Origin of the sequence: Hansschlegelia beijingensis (genome assembly GCF_045505405.1) — a bacterium.
Lineage (GTDB): Bacteria > Pseudomonadota > Alphaproteobacteria > Rhizobiales > Methylopilaceae > Methylopila > Methylopila beijingensis_A.
The window spans coordinates 1-499 of record NZ_JBJKEX010000728.1; the positions used below are offsets into that span (position 1 = coordinate 1).

At 72.5% G+C, this 499-nt stretch carries 1 protein-coding gene and 1 pseudogene; both read right to left on the reverse strand.

Translation table 11 applies throughout. From position 1 onward, the window contains the following. A pseudogene (locus tag ACIKT0_RS19855) lies at positions 1-280 on the reverse strand (phage major capsid protein); the annotation flags it as partial. Continuing rightward, positions 277-499: HK97 family phage prohead protease (locus ACIKT0_RS19860; RefSeq protein WP_407106958.1), on the reverse strand; the 223-nt coding region annotated here is incomplete at its 5' end. The gene ACIKT0_RS19860 and the pseudogene ACIKT0_RS19855, both read right to left, overlap by 4 nt.

Genomic DNA, 499 nt, shown 5'->3' on the forward strand with positions numbered 1-499 from the left:
GGCCGCCTGCGGCCTCGAGCGCGGGACGGCGGCTCTTCAGCGCGAGCGTGTCGAGGACCCGCTGCTGGCGGTCGAGCGCGTCGTCGAGCCGGGCGAGCTTCTCGCTCGTCAGCGCGTCGGGCGAGAGCCGCGCCTCGATCTCGGCCAGGCGCTCGTCATTGACCTCCTTGAAGGACTCGAAGGCGCGCATGAAGTCGTCGAAGGCGGTCACCACCTCGAGGCTCGACGGCGCGCCCTCGGCGGCCTTGGTCTCGGGCGAGCGGAGTTCGGCATGCGTCATCGGTCAGCCTCTGGCGAAAGAGCCGCGCTGAGGCGGCGGGAAGGATGAAGGGAGCCGCGCTTGACCGCCGCGACGCGGGCGTCCGGCAGCATCGGGAAGGTGACGACCGAGATCTCCCAGAGGTCGATCTCGGTGAGGCGGCGCACGCCGCCGGCCTCGCGGACGCTGCGCACGGCTCGGAAGCCGATCGACAGCCCGTCGAGCGCGCCCTGCCGCAGC